Here is a 26153-nt window from a genome sequence, read left to right as displayed (position 1 = left end):
ATGAGCATATTTTGACAAATATGACCGCTTTTCAGGTGAGTTGTCGATGCCGGGAAGAACAATAATCGGCCAAATATTTCGCCACTCGCCTTAATGCGAGGCAGGCACAACCGCCCGCCCGCATGACTGATCACAGCCAGGAGAACAGCATGAGCAAGAAGACCGTCACTGTATTCGGCGCCACCGGGACTGCCGGCGTCGCCTGCGTCAATGAGTTCATTCGCCAGGGCCTGGTCAATGTCAATGTGCTGGCGCGCCGCTCCGGCCAGGTGGAACGCTCATCGTCGGGCATCAGCAAGAGCGAGGCGCAAAAACAGCTGCAGTACGCCGAATGGGCGCGTCAGGGCGTGACCATCAAGGAAGTCGACGTCACCATTGCCGAAGCGCTGGTCCCGGCGCTGCGCGGCACCGACTACCTGGTGTCCTGCGTCCCCCTCTACGCCACCGAATCGCAGATGCCGCTGATCTTTGCCGCCAAGGAAGCCGGGGTCGAACGCTTCGTGCCATCCGAGTACGGCGCGATCTATGAATTCGAACAGTTCTGGCAGACCGACACCACGCACCGCTTGATGGCCCGGCAGAAGGCGTTCATCCGGCGCATGATCGAACTGGCCGGCATGGACTACACCATCATTCCGGCCGGTGCCTGGATCGAGTACTACATGCTCGAGCCGGTGATGGTGATGGGTGATCCCGACGCCAAGCTGGCCTGGTCGACCGGCGCGGATGTCGGCCGCATCATCCCGCATGTGCTGGCCCACCCGGCCTCGCGCAATGCGATCTGTCCAGTCGCGGCCACGGCCTGGTGTTCGTGGAACGAGCTGTTGGCCGCGCGCGAACAGGCCGTGGGTCGTCCGATCGAGCGTAACGAGTTGACGCCCGAGCAGTGGCGCGCAGCCTACGCGGCTTCCCGTCCCGGTGCCATCCAGACCCTGCTGGCGATCGGCGTCGCCATGGTCGATACCCCAGCGGGCATGTCGCTGTGCGGCCACTGGAACAAGACCTTCCTCCCCGAGTTCAAGGGGACGCCGCTGCAAGAGCTGTTCGTCGACACCGTAGAGCCTTTCGTCGAGGCCACGCGCGCCACGCTGATCGCCGCCGGCGAACTGCCGGCCGACGCCTGACGCGTCTCGAAAACCAGAGTGCAGGCCATAAGAAAAACCGAGTGATATGACGAGGCCCATCATGAAACTAAGTAACCGGATCAACCTGCCTGACATTTCAATAACCGGCTTTGAAACGCCCCTGAACGAGGTCGAGCGCAGCATCCAGGACAGCGTGCATCGCTTTGCCAAGGATTTCATGCGTCCCCTCGGCCAGGAACTCGACAAGATGACCGCAGAGCAGGCGGTCGCCCCCGGCTCGCCGTACTACAGCATGTTCAGCGAAGCCGCCAAGCTGGGCCTGGATTCCGATCTGCTGGCCGAACTGCCGCCGGAAACGGCTGTACGCGTCGAGTCCATGATCGGCGAGGAAATGGGCTGGGGCGATGCCGGCCTGGCGGTTTCCCTGGGCGTCAGCACCTTCCCGAACGAGATGGCCAAAGCCGTAGGGAACCAGGAGCTGATCGATCTGAGTGCCGGGAAAATCGGCTGCTGGATGATCACCCATCCGGACAAGGGCACTGACGTCAGCGCCTTCGACTTGCAGCGCGACTGGGTGCCGGGGCAGTTGGGCAACAAGGGCAATCTCTTCGCCAAGGTCGGCGAGCACGAGATCGTCATCAACGGCCAGTGCTCGGCCTGGGTGTCCAACGGCGCGGTGGCCCAGGTGGCTCTGGCCTACATGACCGCCGACTATGGCAACGGCTTCTACGATGCCAATGGCTTGCCCTATGGCATCTCCGTAATCGTGCCGCTGGACTTGCCCGGTGTCAGCAAGGGCAAGCCGCTGGAGAAGATCGGCCAACGCGCGCTGCCGCAGGGCGAAGTGTATTTCGACAACGTGCGGATTCCCAAGCGCTTCGCCGTGGCCCTGCAGGACGAGTACTACGGCAACGTCGTTTCGACCTGGTCGTTCGCTGGCACCCACATGGCGCAATGGTTCACCGGCGTGGCACGTTCCGCCTTCGAACTGGCCCTCGCCTACTGCCATGAGCGCAAGCAGGGTGGCCAACTGCTGATCAACCACCAGCTTACCCGCTACCGCATCGGCGACATGATGCGTCGTGTCGAGCTTTGCCGGGCTGTCGCCCGCCGCTCCCTGGCCTATGCGCGCCTGTCCCCGCAGGGGCACCCCTGTGCCACGGCTTCCAGCAAGGTCACCGTGACCGAAGAGGCCATGCGCGTAGTCAGCGATGCCTTGCAGCTGTTTGGTGGCAACGGCCTGACGCGCGAGTACCCCATGGAGAAGTTGTTCCGCGATGCCCGCGCCGCGCTGATCGAGGACGGCGAGAACATGATGCTCACCACCCGCCTTGGCTTCCTTGTCCAGGAGCTCTACGAAGACGGCTGGCCCCGGTACTGATCCCAAACCCGACTAACAATAAACTTTGGAGACAATAGAAATGGCTAAGTATCCCGTAGTTGTCTATGGCGCCAGTGGCTACACCGGCATGTTGACCATGGACTGGCTGATCGACCAGAACATCCCCTTCACCGCCGTGGCGCGCAACGCCAAGCGCGCGCAGGAAATGATGGCGCAACGGGTGGTACGGCTGGAGTCCGCGACCTACGAAATCATCGAGGCCGAGCACAACGTCGAGTCGCTGAGCGCCGCCTTCAAGGGGGCCAAGGTGGTCTGCAACACCGTCGGCCCCTTCGTCAACTTCGGTCTGACCACCGTTGAAGCCGCGCTCAAGGCCGGCTGCCACCACATAGATACCACCGGCGAGCAAAGCTATGTCCGTCAGGTTCGCGAGCAATTTGGCGAGCTCTATCGTCAGGCTGGACTGCTGGTTTCGCCATCGCTGTCCTACATGTTCAGCTTCTCCGAGATCGCCGCCGAACTGGCGCTGGAAACCCCCGGCATCGACGTACTGGAAACCGCCGCTCTGTGCCGCGGCCCGCGTGATGTCGCAGGGGTCAGCCTGGGCTCGGCGGCCTCGATTTTCGAATTGTTCCACCGGGAGCAGTTCTACCTGTGGGAAAACAAGCTGGTGCAGCACCCAGCCACCGCTTCGTTCAACATTGTCGACCCCAACTTCATGCAGCCGGTTTTCTGCCTGCCTTGGGGGGGCACCTCGCTGCCGATTTACTTCGAGCATGATCCGCGCGTGCGCGCCTGCACCTCCGCGGTCGGTTTCTACGACAACAATGTGATGCCGATGGTGCATGGCCTCAGCCAGAAGTGGGAAGCGGAATACAAGCACTTGTCCAAGGAGCAGCAGGACGCGGTGGTGAGGAGCCTGGTAGAGGCCACCACACCGAGCATGCCGCCCCGCGAACGCACCACCTTGCAACGCAGCGTCGACATCGCTATCGGCCGCGGTCACCTGGCCGCCGTGCGCGCTACCGTGCATGGCGTCACACCCTATATTTCCACCGGTGCCCTACAGGCCGCGGCGGCAGTCAAGCTGCTCGACGGCGACACCAACAAGGTCGGCTTCGCTTCCGGCTCCAAGGCTTTTGGACACCGCTATCTGCTCGGCTTCCTGGAAGAGCGCGGCCTGGCCCGTGCCACCGTTAGCAAACTCTGATTACCGGCACAGGAACCACTTATGGCCATCATCGACTTTTACGATCGCGGCTGGGGCATCAACCCTGCCGGGGTCGCCTACATCCAGGGCGAGCGCTCTTACACCTTCAACGAAATCGGCGAGCTCTCGTGTCGCATCGCCAACAAGCTGCTCGCACTGGGCTTGCCGAAGGAAACCAAGGGCGCCGTCTGGTCAGGTAACGACGTCACCGCCTGGGCCTGCACACTGGGTCTATGGCGCGCCAACATGACCTGGATTCCAGTCAACGCGCGCAACTCGAGCGAAGAGAATCACTACATCCTCGACGCATTCGACTGCGAGGTGATGTTCTACCAGAACGATTTCGCGCAAATCATCACCGAGCTACGGCCCAGGCTGCCGAAGATCAAGCACTGGATCTGTATCGATGCCGACGCCGTCGATGCACCCTCGTTGGAGCTATGGAGTGCCGGCCAGCCGGCGAGTCGTCCCGAAGTCGCCTATGACATGGACGACGTGGTGGCGGTCTCCCCCACTGGTGGCACTACGGGCACGCCAAAGGGAGTGATGAACACCCACCGCAGCGTGCAGACGTTCATCGCCCACTTCATGCTGACCTGTGCTTATCGCAATGGTGAAAAGCCGGTGAATATGGCTGCTGCACCGATGACCCACACTGCCGGCCTGTTGTCCGTACCCTGCACGGCGCAAGGTGGCACTGTAGTGGTTATTACCAAACCCGATCCGGCATTGATGTTGAACGCCATTGCGCAGCACAAGGTCAGCGAGCTCTTTCTGCCGCCAACGGTGATCTACAGGCTGTTGGAAATTCCCGGTATCGAGAAGCTGGACTTCTCCTCGGTGAAGTACCTGATGTACGGCGCTGCTCCGATGTCGGTAGACAAGCTGAAGAAAGCTATCGAGATTTTCGGCCCGGTCATGACCGGCGGCTATGGTCAGACCGAAGCACCGGCCAGCATCGCCAACTTTCGTCCTGACGAGCATCTGGTGGGTGACCAATTCGCCGACGACGAACGCCTGTCCTCGGTCGGCCGCCCTAACCCGCTGGTCCGCGTCGAAGTGATGAGCGACACCAACCAGATCCTGCCGCGCGGTGAAACCGGTGAAATATGCGTGCGCGGCGACCTGATCATGAAGGGTTACTACAAGCAGCCGGAGAAGACCGCCGAGACCATCGTCGACGGTTGGCTGCATACCGGCGACATCGGCCATATCGATGCCGAAGGCTATCTGCACCTCACCGATCGCAAAAAGGACATGATTATTTCCGGCGGTTTCAACGTCTATCCCAGCCAGGTCGAGCAAGTGCTGTGGGGACATCCGGCCGTTCAGGACTGTGCCGTGATTGGCGTGCCCGATGAAAAATGGGGCGAGGCCGTCAAGGCCGTGGTCGAGCTCAACCCAGGCCAGGAAACCACCGAGCAGGAGCTTATCGAACTGTGCAAAGCCAAGCTGGGCAGCGTGATGGCACCGAAGTCTGTCGACTTCACTACCAGCCTGCCACGTAGTCCGGTGGGCAAGGTGCTGAAAAAAGAACTGCGTCAGCCGTATTGGAAAAACTCAGCCCGCAAGATCTGACACAACCGCAGATCTCAGGCCCGCCGGACTACCCGATCGGGAAAAAATCGAGGTCGATCTCAACCTCGGCCTGCTCGTGGCCGAGATACGCCTGCCTGAACCTGGTAACGACCAGCAACTTCAGTAAGCCGCTGCCCAGGCGCACCCAACGTCAACCACGCCGTGGGGTGCGAACTGGACACTGACCAACTGAATATAAGGAACTTTCAATGAGCAATATCTATATCGCCGGCATCGCCATGACCGTCTTCGGTCGCCACATCGAACGCAGCCTCGACGACTTGGCACGTGAGGCTTTCCAGGGCGCATTGAAGGACGCCCACTGCAGTGCCGCCGATCTCGATATCGCATTTTATGCCGGCATGACCAATGGCCCATTGCAAGGCCAGCTCTCGATCCCCGGTCAAGTCGTGTTCAGCAAGATCGGTATTCAAGGCATTCCTATCTATAACGTCGAGAATGCCTGCGCTTCGGGCAGCTCAGCCTTCAATTTGGCCGTGCAAAGCCTCAAGGCCGGTACAGCCAGTATCGCGCTGGCGTTGGGTGCGGAAAAGATGAACATCCCGGATAAACTAAAGGCCCTCTCGCTGTTCGAGGCTGGTTGGGACGTATCTCGAGCCGAAGAGAATTATCAGACGCTGGTGAAAATGGGCGAAGGCGTGGTGCCGCCCGCCGGGTCGGAATCGGACAAGCCTTACAGTAAGTTCATGGCCATCTATGCCGCATTATGCCGCCAGCATATGAAAACCTACGGCACCACGCAGCGGCAGATCGCAGCGGTGTCGGCGAAAAACCACACCCACTCGGTCCATAACCCCTACTCGCAATTTCGCAAAGCCTTCGGTATCGACGAAATCCTTGCCGCCCCTCCGATCACCTACCCGCTCACCCTGCCAATGTGCGCGCCGCTGTCGGACGGTGCAGCAGCAGCCATCCTGTGCACCGAGGAAGGACTCGCACGCATCGGTGCCGACAGGAGCCGCTGCATCAAGGTAGCGGCCAGCGTTATCCGTAGCTTCAGCCATCGCCGGCTCGATCAGCCGGAACTGAACGTCGGTCGCCTGGCAGCTAACCAGGCCTATGAACAGGCGGGCCTGGGGCCGCAAGACATGCATGTCGCCGAAGTCCATGACGCCTCGGCGATGGGCGAAATAATTCAGGTCGAGAACCTGGGCCTGGTCCCGTTTGGTCAGGGCGGGCCTGCGGCTGAACGTGGCGAATTCACCCTGGGCGGGCGCATCCCGGTCAATACCTCAGGAGGCCTGGAATCGAAAGGCCATCCACTCGGCGCTACCGGGATCGGCCAGCTCTACGAACTTGTGACGCAACTGCGCGGGGAGGCGGGTGCACGCCAGGTACATGGCGCACGCCATGCAATCCAGGAGAACGGCGGCGGCTTACAGGGTATCGAGGAGGCAGCAGTCGCTATCCACATTCTCAGCAAATAATTCTTGTCAGAAAAATTTGTAGTGGCCAAACCAATCAAAACAAGAAGGATAAAAAACATGTTCCAAAACAAAGTAGTCGTCATCACCGGTGCAGGATCCGGCATTGGTCGGGAGTTGGCTATCCAGATGGTGGAAGCTGGCGCACATGTCGCCCTGTCGGACATCAACCAGGTGGGTCTCGACAAAACCATGAAGCTATTGCCTGACGCCAGCAAAGCGAAAGGTTACATCCTGGACGTATCGTCCTGGGATGCCTTCCAGGCTCATGCCGACGAGGTGAAGCGAGATTTTGGCACGGCGCACTTCGTCATCAATAACGCAGGTGCCGCAGTCATCGGGACAGTTGCCAACACCTCCATCGATGAGTACGAGTGGCAACTCGGTATCAACCTGTGGGGCGTGTTGTACGGTACCAAAGCGTTCCTGCCGATGATGCAGGCCCAGCGAGAAGGCTGCATCGTCAACATTTCCAGCGTATTTGGCCTGGTGGGTTTCCCGATGCAAAGCGCTTACAACATGTCGAAGTTCGCCGTACGTGGTCTGACCGAAGCATTATGGTCGGAACTCGAAGGTAGCGGTGTACGCGCCGTGTGTGTGCACCCCGGAGGAATTCGAACCAATATCGAGAAGTCCGGACGACGTTGTAAAGCCGCCGGCAAAACAGAAGAAAGGTTCACGGCACTGGCAGACAAGATGCTACTGACGCCAGCGGCGGATTGTGCCGGCGACATCATCAAGGGGCTCCGCAACGGAACCAAACGCATTATCACGGGGAACAAGTCGAGCACCTTGTTCTGGATAAGCAGGCTATTTCCGAATAGTTATCCGGCATTACTCAAGCTGCTTGGCTGAGACCCAAAAATTACAAGATGTCTCTGCATGGTGCGAGGCGTCACCACCTCTCAGGAACAATCCCATGACCGACAGTTATACCCGCAAGCTTTTTATTTCTGCCGCTTGTTTCAACGTGCTCGCGGGTCTTCCATTACTCGTAGCTCTGCGACCCGTAGCTGCACTGTTGGGACTGCAAATTACCCCTACCTCAACCCTCTTCATTCAACTCACCACGTGCCTGGTTATCATATTCGGCTGGGCCTATTGGATGATCGCTCGCGATCCGCTGCAGTATCGTCCCTATATCCTGCTCGGCGTAATCCTGAAAGTACTGTTTGTTGTGGTGGTTTATGGTCACTGGCTGGCGGGCAGCATACCCTGGCCATTGCCAGTAGTGGCATCGGGTGACATCGTCTATGCACTACTGTTCTGGCGTTATTTCCAGTGTGCTGAGCGTTTAACTACGTGGTGAAAAAAAACACACCGATAAGCAAGTTACCGAAAAGCAGCTTCCTGTTGTGAAGGTAGCTGCGCGATTGGAGGGCAATCACAGCCTTAAAGCCCTACACCGAGCGTCAGGAGCGGCGAGTTTATGAGTAGGATCTGTGTTGCTACGTCAAACGTAAGCGAACGGCAAACACGCCTACCGAACTCCAAAATTAAGGGCGATGGTGTCCGCCTTTTCTAAGCGGACGCGATAGCCCTTAATGCGCCAACGAAACTCTTCCCCTAAACAGTTCACGGCCCAGATTGTTCAGGAATGCCTGCAACGTTGCCGGCGTTTGGTCCGGTAAAGGTCGCACTGAAAAGACAGGCTGAAGCACCAGCGATCATTGAGCTGCCATCTGGCGAGCAAACACTCATGGTGAAATGGCCATCTTCCGATCCCGAGGGCTGCGCCCGCTTTGTCCGTGGACTTGCCCCGTGATCCGCATCGACGCAATCAGGCTGGCCACCGAGCCGATGGATATGCGATCCGGTACCGAGAAAGCGCTCGCCCGTGTCGTGGCCGTCTTCGGTGCGGCGCAGCCGCACTGCACTTATCTCTTCGTCAATCGTCGAGGCAATCGCATAAAGGTGTTGGTGCACGACGGCCTGGGCATTTGGCTGGCGGCACGTCGCCTGCACCAAGGGAAGTTTTCCTGACCGAGCTATCACCATGGCGCCCAGATGGAGCTCAATCCTGAGCAACTCCAGACACTGGTGTGTGGTCTTCCCTGGCAGCGCCTTGGGTCTGAGGGGTTGGGAATTACCAAAGCCTTGGATTACAGCCTCAAACGCTGGGCGGCGTTGAACCGTTATCAAAGCGACAGCACGGTGCCGATAGACAACAACCACATCGAAAACCATACGACCGCGGGCGCCAGGTCGCAAAAACGGGTTGTTTGCCGGGTCGTTACGTAGTGGAAAACGTGCAGCGGCGCTGATGAGTTTGATCCAGTCGGCCAAGCTCAACGGGCACGATGCGTATGTTTACTTGAAGGACGTCCTCACTCGCCTACCTACGCAGCGGGTGAGTGAAATCGAGGAGCTGTTGCCGCATCGCCGGCAACCGGCTTGGTTACGCAAGATGGGATGCCCGGACGCTTACCATTGGCACACAAAAACCTTTCGTCCATCTCCTCCGAAAGAGGTGAGGATTCCACCGAGAGCCAGTCGTTTTGTAGGGGTAAAAACGCCTAAAAATAAAAAAGGGGTCGCGAGAAAAAACCTCGCAACCCCTTGAATTATATGGTAGGGACGGAGTGATTCGAACACTCGACCCCTAGCACCCCATCTTCTCTTTCATACTTCTTGAAAGCTTCGAAAATCCCCCTCTGGATTTTTCCAAGCGAGTATTTACTTGAGCTCCAGCGGTGTTCTGCTCTACGAGAGTCCAGCAACGTCCATCAAGAGCCGACGTTTTTGTGGGGGTAAAAGTAGGGGGAACCCATTTTATGGCCAAAATCACCATCAAAGAACTCGAGTCGCTGACCGCCAACGATGCCGGCCGAATCCTCAGGGAAGATGGCAATCTGGCCGGTCGAATCTCAGTCCGCAAGGACGGCGTGTCGGTCAGCTTTTTCTATCGCTATCGGTGGGCGAGCAGAACAAAGAGTACTCCTGCGGGTCCTGGCCGCGCAAATCACCGACGGACATCCGCAAGGCCCGCAACCAGGCTCGCACGCTCATTGATGAGCAGATCAATCCCAACGAGCACAAAAAATCGCAAAGGCACATTTGGGGGTTAGCCTGGACGTTATCGATCGCTGTCAAATTCATGTACTGGCCGGCTCCCGTGTCAGGCGCCATTACCGGCATCACGATTATGCCGAGGAAAAAAAGCGTGCGTGGCATCTGCTGGGCGATCGACTCAGTGCCGTGTTGTCCTCAAACTACGAGCATCCACCAACCGAGTCGATGTTGTCTTTTCCAGCGTACGCCGCAACTGGAACCCTACCGTCTTCATGAGTCGGTTTATTTAGTGCTGCGTCCTCATAGCGATGTAGACATCGCCAAGCGCTTTCGTCAGGTAGATTCCGGCCCGTCATGAGGGGTAGGAATCGATTGCAGCCCCTGGTACGCATTGAAGTTGCTACCCCTGCCCTCGCAACACCGCAATATCCCTCTTAGGGGGGACGCCGAACAGACGGCTGTATTCGCGGCTGAACTGGGACGGGCTTTCATAGCCGACCTTGAAAGCCGCACTGGATACGTCCTGGTGTTCATTGAGCATCAATCGCCTTGCCTCATTCAGTCGCAGCCACTTTTGGTACTGCAAGGGGCTCATTGCGGTGAGTTGGCGGAAGTGGTGGTGAAAGGTCGGAGTGCTCATCTGCACACGGGCCGCAAGTTCATCGACGCGAAGCGCCGAGGTGTAATTCAACTTCAGCCAATCGATGGCTTTCGCGATCCGATAACCTTGGCCATCGACAGACGTTATTTGTCGAAGCCGGCTCGCCTGATCACTCTGCAAGAGACGGTAGTGAATCTCGCGCTGGATCAAGGGGGCCAGAACAGGGATGGACTCCGGTTCATCGAGCAGTGCCAATAAGCGCTCGAATGAGGCCAGCATCGCAGGGGTTACTGAACCAATTCCTACCCCTTTCACAACTGAGCGATCACGGGTTGGCGGCAAGTCACTTTGCACTATCAGTTCCGCCAACATGCGCAGATCGAGTTTCAACGTCAGCCCCAGGCATGGCTGTTCCGGGCTTGCCATCAGCACTTCTGAATTGGCAGGCAAGTCCAATGAGGTGATCAAAAATCGCGACGTGTCATAGGGGTAGCCCTCGCCCCCTACCCAGAGCTGTTTCTCACCTCGGGCGACGAGGATGATGCTTGGCTCAACCATGCAGACGATGGGCGGTGCTGGATGCTCGCGCCTGAAGAAGCCGAGGCCTGTAATGGCCGTTCCGTTATCACCTGGTTGCGAGATCTGCGCGCCGATGATCTGCGCAAGCCTTTCTTGTGGCGATGTCTGTTGAGGAGCTGTGTCGGGGTTGTTCGTCATATTCGTCTTGTACCTCTTCACTGAACTCTAACTCGCCAGCTCCCGACCGTCCTGCAAAAAAGCAGAGAGTCATAGAATCAGGCAAGTAATCCAGTGGAATGCACTACAGAGAGCCTTGGTTGACCGGGAAAATGTCCATCCGACAAATCCTTTGAGGTCTCTCCCATGCTTGTACAAGCCTATGGCGCTCACGCTGGCGACAACCCCCTTGAGCCGATGCAGATCAATCGCCGCGAGCCGGCAGCCCATGATGTTCAGATCGATATCGCCTTCTGTGGCATCTGCCATTCGGATTTGCACCAAGTGCGCGCCGAGTGGGCAGGCACGCAATTTCCCTGTGTACCGGGTCACGAAATTGTCGGTCGCGTATCGGCGGTGGGCGCACATGTAGCGGATTTCAAAGTGGGCGATCTGGTCGGTATCGGCTGCGTCGTCGACAGCTGCAAACACTGTGATGACTGTGACACAGGCCTGGAAAACTACTGCGATGAGATGGTCGGTACCTACAACTTCCCGACACCGGATGCACCTGGCTGGACGCTGGGCGGCTACTCGCAAAACATCGTGGTGCATGAGCGCTACGTGTTACGCATCCGCCATCCCGAGGCGCAACTAGCTGCCGTCGCCCCGCTGCTGTGCGCCGGAATCACCACCTACTCGCCTCTGCGTCACTGGAACGCCGGCCCAGGCAAGAAAATAGGTGTGGTCGGAATCGGTGGCCTGGGCCACATGGGTATCAAGCTGGCCCATGCGATGGGTGCCCACGTCGTGGCGTTCACCACCTCTGAATCCAAGCGCGAAGCGGCAAAGGCGTTAGGCGCCGATGAGGTCGTCGTATCGCGCAACGCTGAAGAAATGGCTGCACATACCAAGAGTTTCGACTTCATTCTCAACACCGTCGCAGCCCCCCACGACCTTGATGCTTTTTTGGTTCTGCTCAAGCGTAATGGGGCTCTGACGCTGGTCGGTGCGCCCGCCTCGCCACACCCTTCGCCGAACGTATTCAACCTGATCATGAAGCGCCGAACGATTGCCGGTTCGATGATCGGAGGCATCCCGGAAACACAGGAGATGCTTGATTTCTGTGCCGAGCACAGCATCGTCGCCGACATCGAACTGGTTCGAGCAGACCAGATAAATGAATCCTACGAGCGAATGCTCAAGGGTGACGTCAAGTATCGCTTCGTGATCGACAACTCCACATTGGTTGATTGAGCGCCTCAGATTCGGGGCTACGACGCTTCGCGCAATACAGGATTCAAACAATGACTGAACACATCATTCCAGCGCCCCATAAATCATGGGGTGCCGTATTCGCCATGTCGCTCGCCGCCTTCGTGCTGGTGGCATCGGAGTTCATGCCCGTCAGCCTGCTGACACCAATTGCCGCCGATCTGCATATCACCGAAGGACAAGCCGGTCAGGGCATTTCCGTTTCGGGGCTGTTTGCCTTATTCACCAGCCTTCTTATCCCGCTGGTGGCGGCGCGGGTTGACCGTAAACCGCTACTTCTTTCACTGACGCTGTTGATGATCCTTTCCGGAACAGTGGTCGCGTTCGCACCAAACTACGGGGTATTCATGATCGGGCGCGCGCTGATCGGTGTTGCGATTGGTGGCTTCTGGTCACTGTCAGCGGCAACCGCCATGCGCCTCATGCCTGATGACCAAGTCACACGCGCCATGGCAATCGTCAACGGCGGCAACGCTTTGGCGACTGTGATTGCAGCACCATTGGGCAGTTTTCTCGGCGCTTTGATTGGCTGGCGCGGTGCATTCTTGTGCATCATCCCAGTCGCGATAGTCGCTTGTGTATGGTTGTCTGTAAGCCTTCCACCGATGAAATCGCAAAGCGGTTCAGACACTGGAAACGTCTTCAGGTTGATGAAAAGCGTACCGGTCGCGTTAGGCATGGTGGCGGTCAGTGTGTTTTTCATGGGCCAGTTCATGCTGTTTACCTATTTGCGCCCATTCCTTGAAACGGTCACGCACGTCAGTGTCTCCATGCTGTCTTTTATGTTGCTCGTTCTGGGCCTGGCGGGACTTGCCGGAACCTTCCTGATTGAAGCGTTCTTGAAAAATGGCCTGCATCGAACTCTCATCGTCATCCCGATCTTGATGGCGATGATTGCACTGGCGCTTGTTTCATTCGGTAGTTCGGCGGCCACCACGACCGTCTTGCTTGGCGCATGGGGACTGGTTGCGACTGCAGCGCCCGTGGGATGGTGGACATGGCTGGCGAGAACTTTGCCAGACGCTGCTGAAGCGGGAGGTGGTTTAATGGTAGCGATCATCCAACTCGCTATTGCGTCTGGCGCAACCGTTGGCGGGCTGGTCTTCGACTCGAGCGGCTATCAAGCAACCTTCGAATTGAGCGCCACTTTGCTAGGCGTAGCGGCCGTTCTTGCCTTCCTGGCTGCACGCGCAGCATCGCGGGAGCCTGTTGCATCGGTAAGCATTGCTTGAAATAACCGCAAGACACGCCAAGGCATGTCTTGCGGTTTCGGTGGAGGATACGCACGCAGCCGTCAGCGTGCGCTGTCGATGATTTGGCCACCGTCTGGCGTCAGACTGTACCCCGTCAGGAACTGCGCATCCTTGCTGGCAAGGAACAGCACGACCGGCGCAATATCCTCTTCGGGCGATCCATAACGGCCAAGTGCGTTAGTGGGTGCGGGCGCATTGACCGCTGCCCCCCAAGTGTCTGCGACCGGCATGACATTGTTTACCGTTATCTTGTCAGCGCCCCACTCCCTCGCCGCTGAACGGGTCAGGGCACGCACCGCCTCCTTTGCCATGTTGTAAGGGGCATAACCCTGCAAGCCGATGACACCGGCCAACGATGCAAAGTTGATGACTCTACCCTCCCCGCTGGCTTTAAGGTGTGGGTAGCAGGCTTGCATCGTCCGCAGATAGCCAATCGGCCCCATTTCCAGATTGCGTTGCAATTGCTCGGCCGACAGTTCGAGTACGGACGAAAAGACCGCCGAAGGGTCGAAGGCATTGTTCACCAGGATGTCGATCCGGCCATATTCAGCAACGACCTTTTCCACCGTGCTTTTGATCTGATCCGGGTCGGCGATATCACACACCACTCCGAAAGCGATGCCGCCCGCCGCCTGGATCTCGGCGACGACACCCGCGACATTTTCAGCCGTGCGAGAAACAACGGCCACGTTCGCACCTTCTTCTGCAAACAGCTTGGCCGTCGCACGGCCGATGCCACGGCCGGCGCCAGTGACGATGGCTACTTTTCCATTGAGTCGGGACATGTGGATCTCCAGTTATTTAGGGGTTACTAGGCGTGCCGCTGTTACTTGCGCGTAGGGTGACTGCACGTCACGTGCAGCGTTTTGGGTGAGGAAAGAAGCCACCAGCAACACGAGGCAAATAACCGCCGGTAGGGCACCACGAGGCTTGCGGACATTGATGTGCGCTAACGCCGAGAGCAGCAGGTGATAAAGCATGCCGGCGTAGGCCAGGTCGCTAAGAGGCACGTTGATGCGCAACAGAATGGCGCCCACCGCCAGGATCTTCACTGCAATGAGAATCGGAATCAGGTTGGCGTGATAGCCGAGGTCGGCAAGTGCTTGACGAACCCATTCCCTTTTAACCAGGTACAGAGTCGCCGAGGCCAGATACAACAACGACAGCAGTGTCGTACTGATCCAATAAATGTAGATTTCAATCATGGGGTGTTCCTAAGCAAGCGTTAATGCGTCGACTTAGGTCAAAGATGTCGCCTAATATGAAAAGCTACAAGTAGGATGAAAAAGTGGGGCTTAGTATGGAAAACCAGACTATTGAAGACGATCAGATCAACATGCACGAGGAAATGCGCCGTGCATTTGCGCTCCTCTCAGGCAAATGGAAGCTGGAAATCATGTGGTTGTTGAACCAGCGAATCTATCGCTTCGGAGAACTTCGCAAGGCGATCAGCGGTATCACCCAACATATGCTGACGGCGCAACTTCGCGAGCTCGAAAACGATGGCCTGGTGTCGCGAACAGTCTTCGCGGAAGTGCCCCCGCGCGTCGAATATGAGATGACGGCAAAGGCCCGTGCACTCGGGCCAACGATGGAAGCACTCGCGTTATGGTGGAGCGAGTATGGGAAAAGCGTTCCGGTGAAACCAAGCTCGCGGGGTCGTAAACCCAGGAGCAGTTAGACATTGAATGTTGTTGCCCGAATAACCGCTCCCGAGCAGGTCTCCGCAAATCGCCGCCAATAGCTGCGTTACCAGCCCCGGTCGACCTGACCCCGATGCGCACAAATCTACTGTATTTGGCGGCCGGCCCAATATTTACACACGGCGCCATGCACGCCTTTCACCGGGTCTTGATCTGGAAAAGGCAGCTCGTCGATACTCGCAAGTTGCGACTTGCTTGGTGCCTCGCAACATATGTCTGCGTGCTGTCCCGGCGGATAAGCGCCAACCACGAGAAAGTCGTCGCTGTAGTCCAAGTTGCAGTGGCCTGTACCAGCAGGTAGTAGCAACGCATCACCTGCCCTGACTTCAACTACAAAGCCATCAGGGCCGCCTAGCATCAAGCGGGCGTGGCCGCTGGCGATACCAAGCACCTCGTGCCCTTCAGTATGATAATGGTGATAGCCGTATACCCCGTTACGCCATTGCGGTGGCCAACCATTAGCGCCGAAGGTTTCCTCAAACTGTGAAGCCAAATCGATGCGCCGACTTACAATCGCGTTGAGGTATATGAGTACAGGTAGGCGTGGGTTATTGGGAACCCAGCCATTGTGTTCAAGCATCAGGATTTGCATAGAAACTGCCCCAGCTTGCGACCCGATCATTGGAAGATCTCCGGAGCGTAACAACGCTCGCTGACAGCTAAAACCAATCGGTTGCACCCATCAGTGAATCCACAATCGATGGCTACTCTTTAAGACAGACAGCTACTGGCTAGAAGCGCTCATTCGTTTTTCCGGCTTGAAAAATACTTCGCCCCCATGCTCAGAGCCAACGAGCAAGGCGAAAATACTTAGGGCTTCGAGCGCTTTATTGAGAAGAAAAAAGCTTCCAGATCGCTCCGGAAGCAAACTGCTGAATACGCAACCGAGGGTGACCAAACCGCATGAGTGCGAGTGCTCTTCTCGGCACGCAAATCATGCTTGCGGATTCAAGCAGGAGGAAACCTGTAGGCAGAGCAATGGGAGCTGATCAAGAGATTGCATCACTCCTGAACATCCATGAAGTCCCTGGCCCAATTCAAATATGTTTCCGGCAACGTGTAGGTATAGGCCAGCTCGGTAGCGCTTAAGTTTGATGTGCTGCGAGTGAACTGGCGTTGTTCACGAAGGCAGTCATAGGTCGCTTTAATGGAGGCAAAATAGGCACCATGACCTGCAACAATGATTCGTACTCCTAGCTTGGCTAGCCGTTCGTTGTCGTTGAGTCTTGGGTTTCCGTAAGTGACCAACATCAGTGGAATAGTGATGTGCTCCGCGATCTGTTCAAGGTGCGCAAAATCTTGTACGCCAACAATACAAATGCCATCCGCGCCGGCCCGTTGATAAGCGTGCGTTCGGTGAATGACCTCATGCACCGGTAAAGCTGATGCGTTGGTTCGAGCAATAATCGAAAGCTCTGGATCAATGCGTGCTTCCAGTGCGGCACGCACTTTGCCTACACCCTCTTCAGTGCTGATGAGGTCTGTTGATTTACACCCGAATTGAGCCGGAAGGAGGGTATCTTCAATCGTGAGCGCCGCTATTCCTGCGCGCTCCAACTCCTGGACAGTTCGCATGACGTTGAGTGCATTTCCGTAACCGTGATCGGCATCAGCGATGACAGGCAACTGCGCCACACGGCCTATTCTGGCTGCTTGTTCGACAAATTCAGACAGGGTAATGAGCGCGAAGTCTGGTGCAGCCAGAACCTGCAGGGATGCAACTGATCCCCCCAGAATACCCACTTCAAATCCGAGATCGGCGGCAATGCGTGCTGACATCGGATCAAACACTGAAGCGGTCTGAAAACAGTTACTGGATGCCAGCAGCTCGCGAAACGAACGGCGTAATGCTTGGTGGGAAACTCTGGGCATGATCGATCCTCACTGTGGCCGTCATCGTGTGAACGATCAGTGCCAACTCAAAAGTGCGGCGAGACTATCATGCAAAAAATAGGGGGTGATGACGTTTCAGAATGACCTGATGCACAGATGTCATTACCCATACTTGAGGGATGCTTTTCGAGCTTTTGAGCTTCGATCAACTGGCTGTTTTGCCATGGAGATCGCGGGAAGCTCCTTCGAGGGTTTTCCATAAGTTGCGCATCGTAGGGTTCTCATTCGTGATGGAGCAGTAGGAGCGTATCTCCAGTCGCGTGCTCCATTCATCACCACCCGCTTTTACCAACTGTCCTCGCTGAAGCTCGTCTATGACAGCGCTTTGTGGCAACCATGCCACCCCATAACCCTCGACTGCCATTCGCATCAGTAGCATCGTCATATCCGCCTCGTAGCACCGCTCCAACATGCATGCAGTCGGGCCATTCTTTATGACGATGTCGGCAACACGACCTAGAAAAGTCGTAGCTGTATAAGCGAGGTGAGGAACTGTTTTGCTGGAAGTGCCCGGTAAGGGATACAGCGGATTCCCATCACTGTTGGGTGCGCACACAGGAATAAACGCGTCATGACCCAAGGTCAAACTCCCGAACTTCTCCGAATCAAGAAGAATGGGCGCCAAGGGGTGATGATAAACAATCATCAGATCACAACTCCCCTCCTCCAAAGATATGACCGCGTCGTGGATGTTGGCGGCAACGACCCGCGCATTGAATTGCTCATTGTGCTGCTGAAATTGCTTCAGCCATTTCGGCAGGAATGTCATCGACAGACTGTGGCCGGCAGTGACCTGGATGGATCGCCCTGGCATCCGCTCTACCTCGCGAAGGCTTGAGCGCAGCCTCATTAACCCCGCCAATGCCTCGCGACTTTCTTCACAAAATGTGCGGCCAGCAGAGGTCAGTTGGACAGGATAGGTGCCACGATCCACCAACTCCGCACCTACCCATTCTTCAAGTGACTTTATACGCCTCGACAAAGCCGACTGGGTCACACAGCGAACCTCCGCAGCCCGAGAAAAGTTTTTCCACTCCGCGACCGCCAGAAGGTCATCCAGCCATTTGATTTGCATACCGACACCTCATGTCCCGAATGAGCAGTTTACTGCGCCCTAGTCAGGAAAAAGCAGCAGTTTCGAAAACTATTCCAAATGCGCATGAGGCTATCGGGATTACTCATCACTCCCTTCCAAGCCCGACCCTAGAATCGAAAACGTTGGTGCGAGGCCACAGAGCTTCGACCGAATGACACTTGTCTCCTGCCAAGTAAAAAAAGCAAAAAAACCACTTGAGGAAAGCTCCGTGAAGAAAAATAAACTTCCGCGTCGGATCGCAATTGGCATCGCCTTAGGCGTGCTTGTCGGTTGGGCGTGCCACCACTTCGCAGGGAGCGAACAAAGCGCCAAAGAGATCGCGTCTTACTTCTCGATGGTCACCGACATATTTTTACGCATGATTAAGATGATCATCGCGCCTCTGGTGTTCGCCACCTTGGTCGGCGGCATTGCCAGCATGGGAAACTCCCGCTCCGTTGGGCGCATAGGCCTGCGAGCCATGGCCTGGTTCGTAACCGCTTCGGTGATATCGCTGGCAATCGGCATGGGCCTGGTGAACCTGTTCCAACCCGGCGCAGGACTGAACATGGAGGTCGTCCAGCATGCGGCGAGCCCCGTGGTGAACACCGGGGATTTCAGCCTCAAGGTTTTCATCAGTCACGTGTTTCCCCGCAGCATTGCTGAAGCAATGGCCAACAACGAAATCCTGCAAATCGTGGTGTTCTCGTTGTTCTTCGGGTTTGCCTTGGCGGGTGTGAAGCGAGCCGGTTACACAACGATTGTCGATGGCATCGAAGAGCTGGCCAAGGTGATGTTCAAGGTCACGGACTTCGTCATGGCCTTCGCGCCAATCGGCGTTTTCGCAGCCATCGCATCGGCGATCACCACTCAAGGTCTTGGCTTGATAGTCGATTACGGAAAGCTGATTGCCGAGTTCTACTTGGGCATCGTGATTCTGTGGTGCGTGTTGTTCGCTGCCGGCTACCTGTTCCTGGGGCGCTCAGTGTTTACCTTGGGCAAGCTCATCCGCGAACCTGTTCTGTTGGCATTTTCCACTGCCAGTAGCGAGTCCGCATATCCGAAAACCATGGAGGCACTGGAGAAGTTTGGTGCGCCGAAGCGCGTATCCAGCTTCGTTCTACCGTTGGGGTACTCGTTCAACCTTGATGGCTCGATGATGTATCAAGCGTTCGCCATCATGTTCATTGCACAGGCCTACAACGTCGACTTGAACTTCACACAGCAACTGCTCATCTTGCTGACGCTGATGATCACCAGCAAGGGAATGGCGGGTGTAGCCCGAGCGTCGGTGGTTGTGGTGGCGGCTACGCTACCCATGTTCAATCTTCCCGAAGCCGGTATTTTGTTGATCCTTGGTATTGACCAATTCCTCGATATGGCCAGGACTGCCACCAACGTGGTTGGCAATAGCATCGCAACGGCTGTGGTTGCCAAATCAGAACCACCTGAAGAAGCTGAAGACGCGCCCGGCACTCAGTCTCCACTCCCAATTCATACTGCAGCCACCGTGTGAGAACCTAAACATGAAAAGTAAATCGAAGCCGTCCAGCGGGTCATCATTTGCTCGCAAACTAGGTATCGTCGGCGGGCTTGGCTCACTGGCCGGCGGCGATCTTTTCTACAAGTTGGTGAAGTCCAGAGCTGTTCTGGAAGATCAAGGTCGCTATCACTTCCTCTTTGAGCAACACCCCTTCAAAGATGTCCTGATGCCCCTAGACCGGGGCGCCAGCATGACCTCCAGGAAGTTCTATGTTTTCCAGGTTTGTCAGACATTCGAGGCCAGCGAAGTCAATGCAGTTTTACTGCCATGTTTTGCCAGTCACACCTTTCGTGAGGAGATCCAGGAGGAAATTGGCATACCCGTTCTGGATATGATGGCGGCGTTACGCAAGCACGTGGATCATGTCGCTGAATGCGGCAGTACGTTGGGAATCATCGCGTCTGACTATGTTCGGCACTCAGGGCTGTTTGAGCGCTATTTCGGCAATGACTTCAAGCTCGTTTATCCAAATGATAACGAGCAGTCCGGGCTGATGGACGCGATGTATGGCGTTAACGGCATCAAAGATGGGTATCTTGATGGGGTGCCGCTGGAGTGTGTTTATCAAGCGTGCCTTTCGCTTCAGGATCAAGGGGCCACAATCATCCTGCCTGGCATGACTGAGCTCTCGTTGGTCTGCGGTGATCTTCAACGCCGTGGCTTGACTGTCCTGGATATCAACGAGATTTATGCCACTTTCGCCACCTTGGAGAAAGGCCAGTCGACCCGTCCGCCATTCAAGCTTGGGATAGTAGGCGGCGTTGGGCCAGCGGCAACGGTCGACTTCATGGGTAAGGTTGTGGCGCACACACCGGCAGGTCGCGATCAGGAACACATCAAAATGGTGGTGGAGCAAAACCCTCAGATTCCTGATCGCACAGCCAACTTGCTGAATGATGAAACTGATCCGACGATGGCGATGTACGCAACGTGCAAGCGACTGGAAAGCGCCGGCGCCAATGCCATTGCGATTCCGTGCAATACAGCTCATGCATTTGTTGAACGCATTCAAGCGCACCTGCGTGTACCTATTGTGAATATGCTGACCGAGACGGTTGAGGCTATCGTGCAGCGGTACGGTGCTGGCAAAACCGTAGGGCTGTTAGCAACGTCCGGCACAATCAAAAGTCAGGTCTATCACGAAGCAGCCCGGAGAGCAGGACTTCAAATCATCACCCCTGGCGTGGAATACCAAGCTTTGGTGATGGAGTCGATTTATGGAGACCATGGAATCAAAGCGGGTTTCACTGACGGCATTTGTAAAGACCAGCTCTTGATCGCAGCAGAGCACTTGTGTGAACTGGGTGCAGATGTACTCATCCTGGGGTGCACAGAGCTACCGCTGGTGCTTGAGCATAGCGAATCCTACATGTTCAAAAATCATGAAGTTGCATTGGTCGACCCGACAACCATTTTGGCATTGAAGTGCATTGAGCTTGCCCGTGAAAATACGGACAAGCCTCAGTCACTGAGCAAGCAACAGTGTGTCGGTTGACTACAACGAAGCTACGTCAAAGACAGGGTTTCAAAAGGTGATCTAATCCCTGCCCATTCACTCCTTGCTCGATTTGGGTATCGCTATTCGGCTACTGGTCTTGACCTCGCGTAAAGCCAGACTGGACTGGATGGACGCAATACCCACCTGACGCCTGAGCACCTGCTCGATAAAGTCACTGTAGCTATCAAGATCCTCTGCCAACACTTGCAGCACGTAATCGGCATCCCCGGTGATCTTGTGACAGGACAACACTTCAGGCAATTGAGCAATCACCGCCTCGAAAGCGTCGGGAGCGTGATCGGCGTGTGTGGAAAAACGGATGTGCACGAACGCCATGATATCCAGCCCCAGCATTCGTCGATCAAGGTTCGCCTGATAGCCCTTAATCACGCCCGCCTCCTCCATTCTCTTACGCCGCCTCCAGCAAGGTGTCAGGCTTAACGACAAGCGCTCACTGAGCTCAGCGTTGGAAATACTCGCATCTTCTTGCAGCAATGCGAGGATTGCCAAGTCGGTATCGTCGAGACTGATGCGTTTGGATGATTTTTTCTGCATTACGCCATTCCAGAGTAAAAACGCCCGAATAATCTAGCAAAGCACGAATACAAAGCAAAGAAAGCGCATCCAGACCGGAACAGAATATTTGCACCGGCTCACATTAACGGATGCGCAGAATGTTTACAGTTTTCAGTGATTCCCACCGTTTGCACCACGGCACCGAATTGAAAGACGGCGTGATCAAGCCGTCGTTCGAACAGCCCAGTCGGGCCGATACCGTCCATAACCGCGTCAAGCAGGTCGGCCTTGGCCAGATCATCGAACCGCGCGCATTTGACCGCACGTGCTACGTCAACGCGCACAGCGAGCGCTACGTCAGCTTTCTAGAAAGCGCTTGGTCAGAATGGTGCGCGACCGGACGTACCCACGATGCCCTGCCGCTGATATGGCCGGTGCGCGACCTGGCCAACGAGCAAGTGCCGAGCTTTATCGACGGCAAGCTTGGTTTTTATGCCATGGACGCTGGTTCCCCCATCACCGCCACCACATGGCAAGCGGTAAAAACCAGCGCTGATATCGCGCTGACCGGCCTGGCGCTGATTGATGAAGGCCACGACAGTGCCTTTGCTCTGTGCCGCCCGCCGGGCCATCACGCAGCACGCGAATACATGGGCGGCTACTGCTATCTGAACAACGCTGCCATTGCCGCGCAGCAGGCCATTACCCAAGGCGCCAAACGTGTCGCCGTACTGGACATCGACTTTCATCATGGCAACGGTACCCAGAACATTTTCTACGGGCGCAGTGACGTCATGTTTGTCTCGCTGCACGGCGAACCGACGGTGTCCTATCCGTACTACTCAGGCTTCAGCCACGAAGTCGGCGCGGGCTACGGCGAAGGTTACAACCTGAACTATCCAATGCCGAAGAACACCACCTGGGAAAGCTACCGCAACGCCTTGCTCCACGCCTGCAAGAAACTCCAGAAATTTTCCCCTGAAGTGCTGGTTATTTCACTGGGCGTCGACACGTTCAAGGACGATCCCATCAGCCACTTCCTGCTGGAAAGCGAAGACTTCATCGGCATCGGCGAGCTGATAGCAGGTGTGGGCTGCCCCACCCTGTTCGTGATGGAAGGCGGCTACATGGTCGATGAAATCGGGATCAACGCGGTCAACGTGCTGCATGGTTACGAGAGCAAACGCGCCTGATTCATCCCCTGAATCGCAGCGTTTCAACTATTGAATCGGAGAATAAAAACATGACTCTTTTTATCGATGTCGATCATGCCGCACGCCTGTTCGCCAAGGTAGGAGTCCGCCGGGCAATCCGCGAAATGGCGGCTTACATCGAAGCTGACTACTCACGCTGGGCGCAGTTTGATAAGTCGCCCCGCACCGCCAATCATTCGGCCGACGGTGTGATCGAGTTGATGCCGACCGATGATGGCCAACAGTACTCGTTCAAATACGTGAATGGTCACCCGGACAACGGTCAAAGGGACTTGCTGACGGTCATGGCCTTCGGTGTCCTGGCCGATGTCCACAGTGGCTATCCAACCTTGCTCAGTGAACTGACTCTGACCACAGCCGTGCGCACTGCCGCAACCTCTGCCTTAGTTGCACAGTCCCTGGCGCGACCCGGTGCAAGCATCATGGCAATCATCGGCAATGGCGCCCAGAGCGAATTTCAGGCCCTCGCGTTCCACGAAATGCTGTCCATCAAGGAAATACGCATTTTCGATACCGATCACGATGCTTCACTCAAGTTGAAATACAACCTGGCCACATTCCCCGGGATTGAGGTGATTCTGGCCAACTCGATACAGGAAGCGGTCAAGGGGGCGCACATCGTCACCACCGTCACCGCAGACAAAGCCTATGCAACGATTCTGACCCCCGAGATGATCGAGCCCGGCATGCACATCAATGCTGTCGGCGGTGACTGCCCGGGGAAAACCGAACTGCACGCCGACATCCTGCGCAATGCCCGGGTCATCGTTGAGCTTGAAGCTCAAACCCGGATTGAAGGCGATATTCAACAATTGGAGCCCGACTTTCCCGTCGTTGAATTCTTCCGGATTGTTCAGGGCGAAGTCCCAGGCCGCGAGAACGATGCACAGGTCACTGTGTTCGATTCGGTGGGTTTTGCCCTGGAAGACTTTTCATCACTGCGCTACGTGCACGACCTGGCGCGGGCGTACGCCATCGGTGAGCGCATCCATCTGGTACCGACGCCCGCCAACATAAAAAACCTTTACCAACTGCTTGATCAGCAGCCAGCGATCGTCCCCTCGCGCCTGCATACAGTGAGCTGATAGCCCTAGGTGATGCCCCTGAGCAAAGTGCCAAGGGGCTACTCACCGTGTGAGTGGACGACCAACCCAGCCGCCCGCAAATCACCACCGTCAGCAGCCGTTACATCTCCAACAAGAACGCTAAACACCCACTTTCTGCCAAAACTCAAAAACATAAAATCAAGAGGTTTTGTAATGAAATCGACTCCGTTCGAGCGGGTTGAACAGCCCGCGCTGCAGCGCACGCTCAGCAATCGTCACATTCAGTTAATGGCCATGGGAGGCGCCATTGGTACCGGTCTGTTCATGGGATCCGGGAAGATCATTGCCCTCTCCGGCACGTCGATCATCCTCATCTACATGATCATCGGTCTGTTCGTCTACTTTGTCATGCGCGCCATGGGCGAACTGTTGCTCTCCAACTTGAACTTCAAAACCTTCGCGGATTTTGCCGGTGCTTACCTCGGCCCTCGCGCGGCATTCTTCCTCGGTTGGTCGTACTGGTTAAGCTGGAGCGTCGCGGTGATAGGCGATGCCGTGGTAGTCGGCGGATTCTTTCAGTATTGGTTCCCCGATGTACCCGCCTGGATACCGGCGATCGGCATGCTGATGACACTGTTCGCCTTGAACGTGCTGACTGTCAGGCTCTTCGGTGAAGTGGAGTTCTGGTTCGCGATCATCAAGATCATTGCCGTCGTCACCCTGATTGGCGCCAGCATGGTGATGATTGCCAGCTCCTTTGTATCACCCAGTGGCGTCACCGCATCCCTGAACCACTTGCTGGATAAACAGGCCGCCTTCCCCAACGGCTTGTTCGGTTTCTTTGCCGGGTTCCAGATGGCGATTTTCTCATTTGCGGGCACCGAGCTGATCGGCACCGCAGCCGCCGAAACGCGCTCCCCCGAGAAGACCCTGCCTAAAGCCATCAACTCGATTCCGCTGAGAATCATCCTGTTCTATGTACTGGCACTGGCCTGCATTATTGCAGTGACTTCCTGGCAACAGGTTTCGCCCAACAAGAGCCCCTTCGTCGAGCTGTTTCTGGTTGCAGGGTTTCCCGCAGCAGCCGGTATCGTCAACTTTGTGGTGCTGACATCCGCCGCCTCATCGGCCAACAGCGGCGTATTTTCATCCAGTCGCATGCTGTTTGGACTGGCCAATCAGGACAACGCTCCGGGGATTTTCCGGCGTCTGTCGAGCAATAGCGTGCCTCTGCTAAGCCTGGCGTTCACCACTCTGTTGATGCTGGTAGGCGTGTTGTTGCTGTTCATCGTTCCAGAAGTCATGACCGCGTTCACCATCGTCTCTACCGTGTCGGCAATCCTGGTGATTTTCACTTGGTCGACCATCCTCGCGTCGTACATTGCCTATCGCAAAACTCGTCCTGAACTGCATGCGAAATCGATCTACAAGATGCCTGGAGGCGTGCCGATGGCCTGGTTCTCCTTGGCCTTTCTGGGTTTTGTTCTTTGTCTGCTGGCATTGAGACCAGACACCCGAATTGCCTTGATGGTCATGCCGGGGTGGTTCATATGGTTGGCAATTGCTTACCAGTTGACCTGCTCCAGAAAACCCAAACCCGCTGACGGGTCGGCAAATCAATACAGCTGATGTTCACTTGGTGCCTTTCGGTGCCGATGAGTGAAAGGCGCGTCAGCGACGTGGCATATCCGGGATGCCTACAGGTTAAAGAGCTTCAACTGAAGGCCGTCATATTTAATTGACGGCCAACTCTACGGATGAACGATTCGGCTTAGTGCATCGTTTGTCTACCATCCCCGCAGACATGCTCCGCCCTAAAAACCTTTACTAAAACGAAACGAGGCTCCATAAGCAGAATCTGGCAAATGGTTAGCGCCATCGGCCCGTAACCGCGAACGGAAAGTACCGCTCTGGGGTTGGGTACGATATAAGCCACGTTTTTGTAGTTCAGGAACGACCCGCTCAACGAAGTCTTCGAGGCTGCCTGGGCTAATCAGCGGGTTGAGCATGTAGCCCCTGGTGCCGGAGATCCGTGCATGCATCTTCGATGCGATCGGCCACCTGTTGCGGCGTACCCACCAGAATCAGATCACTGCCCCGGGTGACGTTGGCAAAGCGCTGTTTAACGTCGTCGGTGGTCAAGGGCTTGCCACTGCCATCGGGACGCATCACGTAGGAGGTCATGCACC

General features: G+C 56.3%; 23 protein-coding genes and 3 pseudogenes. 18 read left to right on the top strand and 8 right to left on the bottom strand.

The window, feature by feature from the left end:
• Window positions 1–149 precede the first annotated feature (149 nt).
• From AC1D1M_RS05850 to AC1D1M_RS05805, 10 genes and pseudogenes are all read left to right on the top strand, one after another.
• Window positions 150–1124: an NmrA family NAD(P)-binding protein gene (locus tag AC1D1M_RS05850; RefSeq protein WP_477774883.1), complete on the top strand. Its 975-nt coding sequence runs from the start codon at window positions 150–152 to the stop codon at window positions 1122–1124.
• Between the two features lie 61 nt (window positions 1125–1185).
• Complete coding sequence (locus AC1D1M_RS05845) at window positions 1186–2466, top strand: acyl-CoA dehydrogenase family protein (protein ID WP_477774882.1); 1281 nt, start codon at window positions 1186–1188, stop codon at window positions 2464–2466.
• A gap of 40 nt (window positions 2467–2506) precedes the next feature.
• Window positions 2507–3637, top strand: a complete 1131-nt coding sequence (locus AC1D1M_RS05840) for a saccharopine dehydrogenase family protein (protein WP_477774881.1) — start codon at window positions 2507–2509, stop codon at window positions 3635–3637.
• A gap of 21 nt (window positions 3638–3658) precedes the next feature.
• Complete coding sequence (locus AC1D1M_RS05835) at window positions 3659–5215, top strand: class I adenylate-forming enzyme family protein (RefSeq protein WP_477774880.1); 1557 nt, start codon at window positions 3659–3661, stop codon at window positions 5213–5215.
• A 209-nt stretch (window positions 5216–5424) separates the two neighbouring features.
• Window positions 5425–6663 carry a thiolase family protein gene (locus AC1D1M_RS05830; RefSeq protein WP_477774879.1) on the top strand — a complete coding sequence of 413 codons (1239 nt, stop codon included), beginning with the start codon at window positions 5425–5427 and terminating at the stop codon, window positions 6661–6663.
• Between the two features lie 57 nt (window positions 6664–6720).
• Window positions 6721–7515, top strand: coding sequence for an SDR family NAD(P)-dependent oxidoreductase (locus AC1D1M_RS05825; RefSeq protein WP_477774878.1), 795 nt, complete (start codon window positions 6721–6723; stop codon window positions 7513–7515).
• Between the two features lie 64 nt (window positions 7516–7579).
• Window positions 7580–7969 carry a hypothetical protein gene (locus AC1D1M_RS05820; RefSeq protein ID WP_477774877.1) on the top strand — a complete coding sequence of 130 codons (390 nt, stop codon included), beginning with the start codon at window positions 7580–7582 and terminating at the stop codon, window positions 7967–7969.
• 452 nt (window positions 7970–8421) lie between these two features.
• Window positions 8422–8643 (top strand): IS66 family insertion sequence element accessory protein TnpB, encoded by a 222-nt coding sequence (tnpB, locus tag AC1D1M_RS05815; RefSeq protein ID WP_477774876.1) that lies wholly within the window; start codon window positions 8422–8424, stop codon window positions 8641–8643.
• A 93-nt stretch (window positions 8644–8736) separates the two neighbouring features.
• Window positions 8737–9052: pseudogene (locus AC1D1M_RS05810) on the top strand (transposase domain-containing protein); the annotation flags it as partial.
• A 382-nt stretch (window positions 9053–9434) separates the two neighbouring features.
• Window positions 9435–9712, top strand: a pseudogene (locus AC1D1M_RS05805) (Arm DNA-binding domain-containing protein); the annotation flags it as partial.
• Window positions 9713–10072: 360 nt separating this feature from the next.
• Here the strand turns inward: AC1D1M_RS05805 and AC1D1M_RS05800 are convergent.
• On the bottom strand, window positions 10073–10990 hold the full coding sequence (locus AC1D1M_RS05800; RefSeq protein ID WP_477774875.1) for an AraC family transcriptional regulator: 918 nt from the start codon (window positions 10988–10990) through the stop codon (window positions 10073–10075).
• A gap of 165 nt (window positions 10991–11155) precedes the next feature.
• Here AC1D1M_RS05800 and AC1D1M_RS05795 point away from each other — a divergent pair, with 165 nt between their 5' ends.
• Both AC1D1M_RS05795 and AC1D1M_RS05790 read left to right on the top strand, forming a co-directional pair.
• Entirely contained in the window at window positions 11156–12205 is a 1050-nt protein-coding gene (locus tag AC1D1M_RS05795; protein ID WP_477774874.1) for an NAD(P)-dependent alcohol dehydrogenase, read from the top strand.
• 50 nt (window positions 12206–12255) lie between these two features.
• Window positions 12256–13455, top strand: coding sequence for an MFS transporter (locus tag AC1D1M_RS05790; protein WP_477774873.1), 1200 nt, complete (start codon window positions 12256–12258; stop codon window positions 13453–13455).
• A gap of 62 nt (window positions 13456–13517) precedes the next feature.
• Here the strand turns inward: AC1D1M_RS05790 and AC1D1M_RS05785 are convergent, their stop codons facing one another.
• Window positions 13518–14261 (bottom strand): SDR family NAD(P)-dependent oxidoreductase, encoded by a 744-nt coding sequence (locus tag AC1D1M_RS05785; protein ID WP_477774872.1) that lies wholly within the window; start codon window positions 14259–14261, stop codon window positions 13518–13520.
• A gap of 12 nt (window positions 14262–14273) precedes the next feature.
• The gene (locus AC1D1M_RS05780; RefSeq protein ID WP_477774871.1) at window positions 14274–14681 is read right to left on the bottom strand and encodes a DoxX family protein; all 408 of its coding nucleotides are present in this window, start codon (window positions 14679–14681) and stop codon (window positions 14274–14276) included.
• Between the two features lie 143 nt (window positions 14682–14824).
• On the opposite strand from AC1D1M_RS05780, the gene AC1D1M_RS05775 reads away from it, so the two are divergent.
• Window positions 14825–15157, top strand: coding sequence for a winged helix-turn-helix transcriptional regulator (locus tag AC1D1M_RS05775; protein ID WP_477774950.1), 333 nt, complete (start codon window positions 14825–14827; stop codon window positions 15155–15157).
• A gap of 107 nt (window positions 15158–15264) precedes the next feature.
• On the opposite strand, the gene AC1D1M_RS05770 is transcribed toward AC1D1M_RS05775, so the two are convergent.
• The 3 genes from AC1D1M_RS05770 to AC1D1M_RS05760 form a co-directional block, all read right to left on the bottom strand.
• Window positions 15265–15771 carry a cupin gene (locus tag AC1D1M_RS05770; protein ID WP_477774870.1) on the bottom strand — a complete coding sequence of 169 codons (507 nt, stop codon included), beginning with the start codon at window positions 15769–15771 and terminating at the stop codon, window positions 15265–15267.
• A 410-nt stretch (window positions 15772–16181) separates the two neighbouring features.
• A complete protein-coding gene (locus AC1D1M_RS05765) occupies window positions 16182–17051 on the bottom strand; it encodes an isocitrate lyase/PEP mutase family protein (RefSeq protein WP_477774869.1) in 870 nt (289 codons plus the stop codon).
• A gap of 166 nt (window positions 17052–17217) precedes the next feature.
• Window positions 17218–18147 (bottom strand): LysR substrate-binding domain-containing protein, encoded by a 930-nt coding sequence (locus AC1D1M_RS05760; protein ID WP_223507570.1) that lies wholly within the window; start codon window positions 18145–18147, stop codon window positions 17218–17220.
• A 229-nt stretch (window positions 18148–18376) separates the two neighbouring features.
• On the opposite strand from AC1D1M_RS05760, the gene AC1D1M_RS05755 reads away from it, so the two are divergent.
• Together AC1D1M_RS05755 and cuyB are read left to right on the top strand one after the other, a co-directional pair.
• Window positions 18377–19663 (top strand): dicarboxylate/amino acid:cation symporter, encoded by a 1287-nt coding sequence (locus AC1D1M_RS05755; protein ID WP_477774868.1) that lies wholly within the window; start codon window positions 18377–18379, stop codon window positions 19661–19663.
• Between the two features lie 10 nt (window positions 19664–19673).
• A complete protein-coding gene (gene cuyB, locus AC1D1M_RS05750) occupies window positions 19674–21185 on the top strand; it encodes a cysteate racemase (RefSeq protein WP_477774867.1) in 1512 nt (503 codons plus the stop codon).
• Window positions 21186–21242: 57 nt separating this feature from the next.
• On the opposite strand, the gene AC1D1M_RS05745 is transcribed toward cuyB, so the two are convergent.
• Window positions 21243–21743 carry an Lrp/AsnC family transcriptional regulator gene (locus AC1D1M_RS05745; protein ID WP_103393416.1) on the bottom strand — a complete coding sequence of 167 codons (501 nt, stop codon included), beginning with the start codon at window positions 21741–21743 and terminating at the stop codon, window positions 21243–21245.
• Between the two features lie 119 nt (window positions 21744–21862).
• On the opposite strand from AC1D1M_RS05745, the gene AC1D1M_RS05740 reads away from it, so the two are divergent.
• The 3 genes from AC1D1M_RS05740 (at window position 21863) to AC1D1M_RS05730 (ending at window position 25593) form a co-directional block, all read left to right on the top strand.
• The gene (locus AC1D1M_RS05740; protein ID WP_477774866.1) at window positions 21863–22897 is read left to right on the top strand and encodes a histone deacetylase family protein; all 1035 of its coding nucleotides are present in this window, start codon (window positions 21863–21865) and stop codon (window positions 22895–22897) included.
• A 50-nt stretch (window positions 22898–22947) separates the two neighbouring features.
• The gene (locus AC1D1M_RS05735; RefSeq protein WP_477774865.1) at window positions 22948–24003 is read left to right on the top strand and encodes an ornithine cyclodeaminase; all 1056 of its coding nucleotides are present in this window, start codon (window positions 22948–22950) and stop codon (window positions 24001–24003) included.
• A 174-nt stretch (window positions 24004–24177) separates the two neighbouring features.
• Complete coding sequence (locus AC1D1M_RS05730; RefSeq protein ID WP_477774949.1) at window positions 24178–25593, top strand: amino acid permease; 1416 nt, start codon at window positions 24178–24180, stop codon at window positions 25591–25593.
• A gap of 185 nt (window positions 25594–25778) precedes the next feature.
• On the opposite strand, the pseudogene AC1D1M_RS05725 reads toward AC1D1M_RS05730, so the two are convergent.
• Window positions 25779–26148, bottom strand: a pseudogene (locus AC1D1M_RS05725) (LLM class flavin-dependent oxidoreductase); the annotation flags it as partial.
• Window positions 26149–26153 lie beyond the last annotated feature (5 nt).

Source organism: Pseudomonas sp. P1_F7, assembly GCF_056405655.1.
This window is presented reverse-complemented; position numbering and strand designations above follow the sequence as displayed.

Coding starts and splice junctions, on each gene's coding strand:
- AC1D1M_RS05765 (WP_477774869.1), bottom strand. CDS start 17,051: ATGCCCAGAGTTTCCCACCAAGCATTACGCCGTTCGTTTCGCGAGCTG.
- AC1D1M_RS05780 (WP_477774871.1), bottom strand. CDS start 14,681: ATGATTGAAATCTACATTTATTGGATCAGTACGACACTGCTGTCGTTG.
- AC1D1M_RS05770 (WP_477774870.1), bottom strand. CDS start 15,771: ATGCAAATCCTGATGCTTGAACACAATGGCTGGGTTCCCAATAACCCA.
- AC1D1M_RS05745 (WP_103393416.1), bottom strand. CDS start 21,743: ATGCAGAAAAAATCATCCAAACGCATCAGTCTCGACGATACCGACTTG.
- AC1D1M_RS05795 (WP_477774874.1), top strand. CDS start 11,156: ATGCTTGTACAAGCCTATGGCGCTCACGCTGGCGACAACCCCCTTGAG.
- AC1D1M_RS05840 (WP_477774881.1), top strand. CDS start 2,507: ATGGCTAAGTATCCCGTAGTTGTCTATGGCGCCAGTGGCTACACCGGC.
- AC1D1M_RS05835 (WP_477774880.1), top strand. CDS start 3,659: ATGGCCATCATCGACTTTTACGATCGCGGCTGGGGCATCAACCCTGCC.
- AC1D1M_RS05830 (WP_477774879.1), top strand. CDS start 5,425: ATGAGCAATATCTATATCGCCGGCATCGCCATGACCGTCTTCGGTCGC.
- AC1D1M_RS05785 (WP_477774872.1), bottom strand. CDS start 14,261: ATGTCCCGACTCAATGGAAAAGTAGCCATCGTCACTGGCGCCGGCCGT.
- AC1D1M_RS05820 (WP_477774877.1), top strand. CDS start 7,580: ATGACCGACAGTTATACCCGCAAGCTTTTTATTTCTGCCGCTTGTTTC.
- AC1D1M_RS05850 (WP_477774883.1), top strand. CDS start 150: ATGAGCAAGAAGACCGTCACTGTATTCGGCGCCACCGGGACTGCCGGC.
- AC1D1M_RS05760 (WP_223507570.1), bottom strand. CDS start 18,147: ATGCAAATCAAATGGCTGGATGACCTTCTGGCGGTCGCGGAGTGGAAA.
- AC1D1M_RS05825 (WP_477774878.1), top strand. CDS start 6,721: ATGTTCCAAAACAAAGTAGTCGTCATCACCGGTGCAGGATCCGGCATT.
- AC1D1M_RS05730 (WP_477774949.1), top strand. CDS start 24,178: ATGAAATCGACTCCGTTCGAGCGGGTTGAACAGCCCGCGCTGCAGCGC.
- AC1D1M_RS05775 (WP_477774950.1), top strand. CDS start 14,825: ATGCGCCGTGCATTTGCGCTCCTCTCAGGCAAATGGAAGCTGGAAATC.
- AC1D1M_RS05735 (WP_477774865.1), top strand. CDS start 22,948: ATGACTCTTTTTATCGATGTCGATCATGCCGCACGCCTGTTCGCCAAG.
- cuyB (WP_477774867.1), top strand. CDS start 19,674: ATGAAAAGTAAATCGAAGCCGTCCAGCGGGTCATCATTTGCTCGCAAA.
- AC1D1M_RS05790 (WP_477774873.1), top strand. CDS start 12,256: ATGACTGAACACATCATTCCAGCGCCCCATAAATCATGGGGTGCCGTA.
- AC1D1M_RS05845 (WP_477774882.1), top strand. CDS start 1,186: ATGAAACTAAGTAACCGGATCAACCTGCCTGACATTTCAATAACCGGC.
- AC1D1M_RS05800 (WP_477774875.1), bottom strand. CDS start 10,990: ATGACGAACAACCCCGACACAGCTCCTCAACAGACATCGCCACAAGAA.
- AC1D1M_RS05740 (WP_477774866.1), top strand. CDS start 21,863: ATGTTTACAGTTTTCAGTGATTCCCACCGTTTGCACCACGGCACCGAA.